Source organism: Neobacillus drentensis, assembly GCF_036962765.1.
Lineage (GTDB): Bacteria > Bacillota > Bacilli > Bacillales > Cytobacillaceae > Neobacillus > Neobacillus drentensis_C.
Window position 1 is genome coordinate 1 of record NZ_JBALOS010000094.1, and the last position, 8,371, is coordinate 8,371.

Genomic DNA, 8,371 nt, shown 5'->3' on the forward strand with positions numbered 1-8,371 from the left:
CTATCCTGCCCCGTTAGTTCAATAAACAAAGCCGCCAGAAATGGAGGCCGGCTCTTCAACTCTTGCACCCTTTAGTTTAAGCGCATTCCTTCACAATCTTATCAAACACAAAAGACTTTACTAAAATTTAACTCTTGATATAATATGAGATGTATGTAGAATATAAGTAATTATATAATTTAAATGTTTTCTAGGGTTCCGTAACATTTTGTTGGTCTGGTCCGAGAGAAAACTCACAGCGTTGCTGTGACACGGAGGGATAAAAGCCTGGGAGATAACTGTTAAACAGTTTCTCCCAGGCTTTTTTGTTTTTTGGCAATAATAAAATTGGAGGTGTCGTTTAGATGAACACAAATTGGATTAAAGTATTTGTTGCTGCTTTATTTGAAGTATTTTGGGTTATTGGATTGAAACACGCGAATGACTTTTGGACTTGGACCGGAACAGTTATATCCATCATCATCAGCTTCTATGTAATGATTATGGCGGGAAGAAAACTCCCCGTAGGAACGGTTTATGCAGTTTTTGTGGGATTGGGCACGGCAGGCACTGTTATTTCTGAAATACTTTTCTTCGGAGAACCATTCAAAATGAGTAAAATACTATTAATTTTACTGCTGCTAGCAGGTGTAATTGGTTTGAAATTAGTTACAAAGGATAACGTTCAGGAAGGGGCTGATTCCTAATGGCGTGGATTTCTTTAGTTTTAGCAGGGTTATTTGAAATGTTTGGTGTTGTTATGATAAATAAACTTCATAAGGACCGTAATTGGAAATCACTTGTTCTATTAGTTCTTGGATTTGGGGCAAGCTTTATATTTCTATCATATGCAATGGAAACACTGCCTATGGGTACAGCTTATGCAATTTGGACAGGAATTGGTGCTTCTGGTGGAGCAATTTTAGGTATGGTCTTATATGGAGAATCTAAAGACTGGAGAAGACTTATTTTTATAGGAATGGTTTTGGGTGCTGCAATAGGTCTTAAACTCTTTTCATAAAGGAATTTTTCAATTTTAGATGAAGAAGATAATCTGTCTTATAATAAGCTAATTATCTTCTTTATTTTCTATTCTTGTTCCACTAAACTCCCCTTTAGTGGAACAAGCAAAAAAGCTGCCGAAGCTGCTGGCGTTCGTAAACTCATGCACCCCGTTAGCTGAACAAGGTCATTTCTAAATAAGGTGCTATCAATTAGAGGCAACACTTTTCTCGTTAATTATTTAAATGTTCGTAATCTAATACTTCTACCTTAAAGCCATGACTACATCCAATTTTAGGACTAACACATGATGGAGATACTCTTACTTTAACCAAGTCTTCTGCATATTCAAATGGATTATTGTTACTGTCAGGAACTTGAATTCTTAAGGAAATATCATAAGAATGATTGTTGTTATAAACAATATTAACAATCCTCTGTTGCTGCCAGCCAAAACTAGCAGACTCTTTTCCTCCATACTCTTTTATTACCCTCTTATCAATAGCTGGAAAAATAATATCCCGAATAATATCTTCTGGTGTAACATACCAGTCTTCTGCATACGGTTTAATTTTCTTTGGCTCTGGAGGTTTAGCATTAACCAAGTGATCTGTGGCAAACATTAATAAAACCGTAAAGAGAACAATCATTTTCTTCATGATGCTCACTCCCATAAATTTTTACAGTTAGATTTCGCATCTTCAATTAATATTATCCACAACAACCAATAACCCGTATCTCCAACTAAGTTGTTTCGCAATTTGTTTCAAAAGCAACATGAATGAACCAATTTAATGTTCAATAAACCTGTTTTCGTTAGTTCAAAAGGAAAAAGCCGCCAATAATGGCAGCTGGATCTTCAACTCTTGCACACGTTAGTTTAAGTGCAATATTTCACAATCCCTATAATTGAGATTAAGAAAAAGCTGTCTTAACAACTCATTTTTATGACAAGTGAAATTTGACTTTACCTTAAAAAGTGTTCTTTTAAAATTAATTGGTATTTTGGTTTAAAGTCGATTTCAATTGTTTGTATTTACTTGAATAAGGAAAAAGCGTTCCTGCTTATTTCAGAAACGCGCCCGATTGCGGAAGATGAGAGAGAGATTTCAGTGAGCATAGAAAAGAAATCGAAATAATTTGCGGTGGCTCCGAACCATCTATGGGACATAAAAAACTACTAGCGCAGATCCTGCAGTTTTTCCACAAGAGGTTATTTTTTGGCTAATTTTTGTCGGTCAGGATAGGTCGGAGGCTGCTCGAGCCATCTATTTTTGATCATTAATTCTGCTCCGTCTTTCAAATAGGTCGCGACTTTTTTCGATATATTGGCATATTTCACTTGTATATCGGTCCGGAGGCTTGCGGTCGCCGATAGGGCATACAATCCAAATCCAAATGCGGTAAGCTGATCGATAAAGCCTAGCATAAGCTTATCAGAATAGGGCGATTCGGTCGAATCCGTTACGAATGCATCCCAAGCTGCCGGCACCGGAACGTCTGATTCCAGAAGGAGATGGGTTAAATCTTCCACAATTTCTTTTGATAATCGGATTCCGGTTTCGAAATGTTTTTTCACTTCGCTATCGTTCGCCACTTGGGTGAAAGCGGTACAGATCATTGTCCCAATCATATTCACCTTGATATTCAAAAACAGATGGGACACTTCCATGACATTTAACGGACGCTTTTTGTCCAAAATCGGAATGACCCCCCCTAAATATTGGCTGGTCGTCACAAATTCATTATGTAATGGGACGGGAATGATCGGCGGTCTGATATACTCCCCGCGCTCCAACAATAAATCATCTACCTTCAGGTACGCTTGTTTCGCCTGTTCCAGGTGTCGAATAAGCAGATTCTTTACATCTTTCCGGGACGTGAGTGCGAGCAAGGATACATCTTTGCTCATAGCAGCTTTCGACGCTATTTGCAGGTAATAGAGAACAAGGCCGTCAGTCAGGAGTTTTGGCGCCTGTTCATTCACATCATTTTCCGTGAAACCGACAGGTTCTTTCATTCCTTCTTTTTTCATTAGCGACGAAATCTGCTGAGCAAAATCTTCCATAAATAGTAGGTTTTCTTTGTACAGCTGGCTGATTTCTTCATCCTCTAGATGGGCAATAATGTGCTTGAATAGACCGATTTGCATGGTGGTCCCCATATAGGAAAACCATAATGTGCCTATTTCTGCAGAAGTTAAATTTGCAAGATGCTCCATCATAACACCCTTTCCATTTTATTCTCTTTTATGATTCCGAAGATAAAGGAATCTATTCCTAATTACGCCCCCTTTCTTTCAGCAGCTTAGGTAGCTCCTCTATTTTATACACCGATGTTGCAGCCTCATTTATCAAATTCGGTTTTAACAAGTTCAACAAATATACATTTTCAAATTAGGGAAGATTAATAAAAATGACAAAATTAGAATAAGGAGAATATTATGGAATCTGAACACACCACGAAACTTTCCGCTGCTGAAGTTGCACAGATTTGGAATGCTTACATGAACAGCAGCATGTGCAAGTGTTTATTTACATACTTTTCGAAAATAGATGAGGATCGCGATTTACATTCCATCATTCAAAAGGGATTAGAAATAGCGGAAACTCATTTAACAAAATTGTCCATGTTATTTATAAAAGAAGGGTATGCAATACCATGTGGATTTAAAGTGAATAAAGATGTAAACATATCTGCTCCAAGATTATTTTCGGATAGTTTAATGATGTATTTAACACATAATATGGGTGTCATGGCTCTTAGTTTTTATGCCATTGCAAAAACATTTGCTGTTAAATCAGAAATTGATGATTATTCTACAGAATGTATTAATGACCTAAACAAATTCAATACTAATTCAAAAAATCTTTTGTTATCAAAAGGATTATACGTTCGATCACCTATTTTGACTGCGACAAATGAAGTACACTTTGTGAAAAGTCATTCATTTATATCTGGATTATTTGGAAAGAAATGACCATTAACTGCTATAGAAATCACTAATTTATTTGCAAATTTACAAAAAAACGCTTTAGGACGAACAGTAATGATGGCTTGGAGCCAGGTGACTCCATCAAAAGAGGTAAAGGAATTTATGGTAAGGGGGAAGGAAATTGCTTCTAAACACACCAAGGTATTTGGTTCCGTGTTAGAAGAAGATGGATTACCTGTTTCAATGCCTTGGGATGCTGAAGTAACTGACTCGGAAGTAGCCCCCTTTTCGGATAAAATGATGATGTTTATGGCTACCATTTTAACTGCATTAAGTATAGGATTTTACGGAACAAGTATGGCAACGAGTTCAAGAAAAGATTTGGCTCTTGATTACGTTCGATTATCGGCAGAAATCGCGTCATTTGCTGAAGACGGAGCCAAAATAATGATAGAGAATGGCTGGCTAGAAGAACCTCCCTTAGCAGTGCACAGTGATAAATGATAGATACACTTTTCCGTGGTGATAAAAACTATGGCTGTTATACTCTCCAGATAAAGGCTTCTCTTCATTTTAAGAGGTAGCTTTTTTTCTGTGCATTATTTTGCCCATGCACCTTTTCTTCAACTAAACTGCTTACGTTACTTGAATAAGAAAAAACGATCCTTCTTATTGAAGAATGGCTACCCATTGGTTTGAGAACAAACTATTCACTATGAATTTCAAAGCAAAAATAACCGAAAGCTAAATCGTCTTCTCTTACTTCCATTTCAGATTTTGCAAATTCCATCATTTTGGGCAGGATTTCCCTTAAAGATTCTTTATATTTTTTAAGTGCTTTTTGATATGAATCCACATCATTATTTTTACATAAAGGATATAAAATTGCCCCCAATCTTAAATCGTTAAGTGTTCTTTGGGTATCAACGGGAGCAATGCAATCTACAATGTGTATCTCTTGAATCTTTTCATCAAACCAATCTCTACATTCAATATAAAACATAAATTCCTCAAACTCGATTTGCATATCCAATTGTTCGTTTTTATAAAATGGTGTAATCCTAATGTAATGTGTGGTTGAATTAGAACTAATAATTTCATCTAACATACCATTTAACCCCGAAATCGGCGGGAAATGTCTATACTTTCCGTTATAGTAAGCGGTGTTATTATAAATAATCTCGTTAATCTTTCCTTTGCCTTTCTTTAGCATTTTCTTCGCCTCCTTTATTACATATTCTGTTCATATTTAATAGACTCCTTCTTGAACCTGCCCAGTTAGTTTAAGTACAAACCTTCACAATGTCTCCTACACTTAAACATAGAAATCCAATTTACTTTAAAGGTGTTATTCCTGTCCAGAACGAAAATAAGTACTGTTGTTAACCCTATTTGGACTGTTGCTGTAACTATAGCAACAACTTTGACTTTAATTATAGCAACAGTTATCCTTTTCCATTTTTATTCCTGTGTAGTCCCTGCTGCATTACTTTCCTTTTACAACTTAAATGATTGCAAGCCATTTTCTATTTCTTCTTCTGTGATACCAATATAACGCAACGTAATTTCGGGGTGTAAGTGATTTAATATTCGCTTCAGCGTTGCTATATCCTTACTTTGCTTGTAATACCAAAAACCAAAGGTTTTCCGCATAGTGTGTGTGTCAATTCCTTCCGATATGTCGCACATATCAGCCGCTTTATTTAACTGCCTTTAAGCCTGTATTGATACTAGTAAAAACATGATGTAATCACGTTCGGAACAATGCGGCTTTGAACTCCACTTCATATCGTCTAATTTTTATAAAATTGTGCTCATATAGTGGCTCTTAAGTAACTTCGAGCCCCGTTCCAATTTTCATGAACGTCGTTTTTTCAGAAAAAATTTCCATGACTGCAACTTTTTGCTATTGTTAAACGTGGTTAGGTTGAAAGGGGGAGAAGCAGTGGAGCTTGATCAAGCTTATCGAGAAAATGTAAATGATTTATATCGCTATCTTTTCTCCCTTTCAAAAGATCATTTTATCGCTGAGGATTTAGTGCATGAGGCCTTTTACAGGGCATATTTGCAGCTCGAGGATTATGAAATTTCTAATATCAGAGCATGGCTGTTTAAGGTGGCCTACCATGCCTTTATTGATTTTCAACGAAAAAATAAACGCCTGGTCTTCAAGGAGCAGTTTGAAGAAAGTGGGCCAATCTCAAAGGAAACGCCAGAAAAAAGACTTCTGGAAAAAGAAAGTTTTCAATTATTATTAAATGATATTCATTCGTTAAAAGAACAGGAAAGACATGTTTTACTGCTATGCGATTTGCACCAGCTTACCTACAATGAAGTCGCGGAAATTTTGGATATGAAAATAAATACACTAAAAAGCCATTTACATCGGGGCCGTAGGAAGGTCATGGACAGAGTGAAGGAAAGGATGACGGCACATGAGTGATGAAAAAAAACAAATTGAAGAAGACTATCAAAATTATCTAAAAGAATCTCTGAATGATGTAAGAGGGCTTCATCCATACTCAAAAGAAGGCCAAACAGAGATTGTGAATCAAGGAAAAAATATGGCACGAAGAACGAATATCATGATCAGTCTCGCTATTCTGTTATTGATTGTTCCTGTCATGACTTTAGCCTCCTACATGTATTACGCAATTGGCAGTCGGGCGGACCACCTAATTGATGTTGTGACAAAGACGATTTATGTTACCGAGCCCAATATGAGCATAGAAAAGCTGGATTTAGAAGATGAAATTAGTTTTTTTTCAATGAATATAAAGTTTGATGTTTTTAAAAGAATTGGTAAAGAAGATTATAAGGTTGGAAACTTTGATATTGACTTCTTGTTGAATCATCCAAATTTCCCCAAGAAGAATTTGTTGTTAGATCGACCATTGTCTGAAAATCCTAGCAAGGAAACAGAGGTCATTGTACACCCTAAAGTAAGAATTCCTTATTTTGAAACGAATGAATGGGATAAATTAAAAAAACTTCCAAATGGAACAGTCGCCGAGGTATATGTCTCGCTAAATAAGTTAATGAAACCAGAGGATTTGAAAAAAAGTCTTCCTAAAAATATGGAACTCCGCTGGTTTGCCGTTGATACAGGAATGGAAATCAAACAAGAAGATGCCGGCGGTGTACCAATTACGCCGCTAGGCTACCCTGCACAGTATGACCCAACTACATGGTCCCCATTTAAGACCAATGGTGAATCGAATGAGGAGGTTTTTCTTGATATTTTAAAATTGCTTAAAAAAAATGAATCGGTTGCTGAAAAAGTGGCTCGCGCCAAATCTTTGTCTATAGGGAGTCGCCTAGCCTATATCGAGCAACACGGAATAAAGGTTTATGGTGCCGTCATAACTGGTCCCACGGAAGAATTGAGAAAACTGCAGGATATGAAAGAAATTCGCGCGATGAAGGTGGGGGAAGTGAAACTATGGAACTGGGAATAAAGAAAAAAGGAGGGGGAAGACGCCTTCCTACAATATCAGGATTTTTATCTTTTCTGATTGCTCTCATTGCATTAGCTGGTTTAAATGTTGCCCTTTTAATAAAAAATTCAGGGTTTCCGGGAGTCTTTATCATTCAGCTTCCGATTTTAGGATTTTTTCTCGGTGTTATTGGGTTATTTACTAGGAGAAGATCGAGGCTTTTTGCCATATGGGGGCTCTCCCTTTGTATCTTTCTGTTAATTTTCACATTTTTAATGGTGATATCTTCATTGAGTATTAATTATAAACCATGATACGAAGGAAAGAAGGCAGCCGAGTGTTGCCTTTTTTTTGTGACTACCAGTTAAGAGTTAAGAATCTACTCTTATGGACATAATATGCAATAAGGATATCCTTAGGGGTGATTAAGTTGGGAAACATAGCAAATCTTTGTTGGGAAGGTCTTACTCTAAAACATGTATCTGATAAACAAATTGTTACTCCCTATTTATTGTTTGTGATTACCGCGTTTATGTTTGAATTGTTTTTGACTGTATTGTTTAGCATTTCATCTTTTATTTTTTATTATTATGGTTATAATCCTGGCTTTGTTTATTATGTATCTGGTGCAATTTTGGCTCTTTTATTAGTAATGACGGTTTCAATCTTACTAACAACTATAGGAAGACATAAAAATGTTTTCTCGGAGAACTCCTAAGAATCTAGTTTAGGATCCTTGGTAAGTAATACAAAAATGGCACCTCAACTATTGTACTAAGCACCTAGTTAAAGAAAGGATTAAGACTTTAAAGTATTACAACTGAAAAATCCCTTTTTAATACTTCTTTTTTATTCTGATTTTTACATAAAAAGGATGCAATAATAGCTGTTCTATTATTTTCTTGACTTTGGTATTTTTCAATTTTAACTTCATAAATGATTGTATCCCCCGTAAACACTGGTCTTAAAACTCTAAATTCATAGTACGAGCCAACACGTTTGCATCTCCACCTACTTT

Annotated in this window: 10 protein-coding genes, 2 pseudogenes and 1 riboswitch; of the genes and pseudogenes, 7 read left to right on the top strand and 5 right to left on the bottom strand. The window is 36.2% G+C overall.

Features of this window, described 5'->3' with window-relative positions; translation table 11 throughout:
• The first annotated feature begins 179 nt into the window (after positions 1–179).
• A riboswitch (guanidine-I (ykkC/yxkD leader) is annotated at positions 180–276 on the top strand.
• A gap of 68 nt (positions 277–344) precedes the next feature.
• On the top strand, positions 345–686 hold the full coding sequence (locus V7137_RS13220) for a DMT family transporter (RefSeq protein WP_335698520.1): 342 nt from the start codon (positions 345–347) through the stop codon (positions 684–686).
• A complete protein-coding gene (locus V7137_RS13225) occupies positions 686–1,000 on the top strand; it encodes a DMT family transporter (protein WP_335698521.1) in 315 nt (104 codons plus the stop codon). Before V7137_RS13220 ends, V7137_RS13225 begins: the two co-directional genes overlap by 1 nt.
• A gap of 214 nt (positions 1,001–1,214) precedes the next feature.
• Here the strand turns inward: V7137_RS13225 and V7137_RS13230 are convergent, their stop codons facing one another.
• Entirely contained in the window at positions 1,215–1,640 is a 426-nt protein-coding gene (locus tag V7137_RS13230) for a hypothetical protein (RefSeq protein WP_335698522.1), read from the bottom strand.
• Between the two features lie 554 nt (positions 1,641–2,194).
• Positions 2,195–3,202 carry a DUF3231 family protein gene (locus V7137_RS13235; RefSeq protein WP_335698523.1) on the bottom strand — a complete coding sequence of 336 codons (1,008 nt, stop codon included), beginning with the start codon at positions 3,200–3,202 and terminating at the stop codon, positions 2,195–2,197.
• 222 nt (positions 3,203–3,424) lie between these two features.
• Between V7137_RS13235 and V7137_RS13240 the strand changes: the two genes are divergently transcribed.
• Positions 3,425–3,961 (top strand): DUF3231 family protein, encoded by a 537-nt coding sequence (locus V7137_RS13240; RefSeq protein WP_335698524.1) that lies wholly within the window; start codon positions 3,425–3,427, stop codon positions 3,959–3,961.
• Between the two features lie 12 nt (positions 3,962–3,973).
• Positions 3,974–4,420 (top strand): DUF3231 family protein, encoded by a 447-nt coding sequence (locus tag V7137_RS13245; RefSeq protein WP_335698529.1) that lies wholly within the window; start codon positions 3,974–3,976, stop codon positions 4,418–4,420.
• Between the two features lie 202 nt (positions 4,421–4,622).
• Here the strand turns inward: V7137_RS13245 and V7137_RS13250 are convergent, their stop codons facing one another.
• A complete protein-coding gene (locus tag V7137_RS13250) occupies positions 4,623–5,129 on the bottom strand; it encodes a hypothetical protein (protein WP_335698525.1) in 507 nt (168 codons plus the stop codon).
• Between the two features lie 284 nt (positions 5,130–5,413).
• Positions 5,414–5,638, bottom strand: a pseudogene (locus V7137_RS13255) (tyrosine-type recombinase/integrase); the annotation flags it as partial.
• A gap of 223 nt (positions 5,639–5,861) precedes the next feature.
• Here V7137_RS13255 and V7137_RS13260 point away from each other — a divergent pair.
• The 3 genes from V7137_RS13260 to V7137_RS13270 all read left to right on the top strand — a co-directional run bounded on the left by V7137_RS13260 (position 5,862) and on the right by V7137_RS13270 (position 8,071).
• Positions 5,862–6,359 (top strand): sigma-70 family RNA polymerase sigma factor, encoded by a 498-nt coding sequence (locus tag V7137_RS13260; RefSeq protein WP_335698526.1) that lies wholly within the window; start codon positions 5,862–5,864, stop codon positions 6,357–6,359.
• Positions 6,352–7,374 carry an anti-sigma factor gene (locus V7137_RS13265; protein WP_335698527.1) on the top strand — a complete coding sequence of 341 codons (1,023 nt, stop codon included), beginning with the start codon at positions 6,352–6,354 and terminating at the stop codon, positions 7,372–7,374. The genes V7137_RS13260 and V7137_RS13265 overlap by 8 nt, the downstream gene beginning before the upstream one ends.
• Positions 7,375–7,783: 409 nt before the next feature.
• On the top strand, positions 7,784–8,071 hold the full coding sequence (locus V7137_RS13270) for a hypothetical protein (RefSeq protein WP_420490124.1): 288 nt from the start codon (positions 7,784–7,786) through the stop codon (positions 8,069–8,071).
• 88 nt (positions 8,072–8,159) lie between these two features.
• Here V7137_RS13270 and V7137_RS13275 read toward each other — a convergent pair.
• Positions 8,160–8,371 (bottom strand): annotated as a pseudogene (locus tag V7137_RS13275) (enoyl-CoA hydratase); the annotation flags it as partial.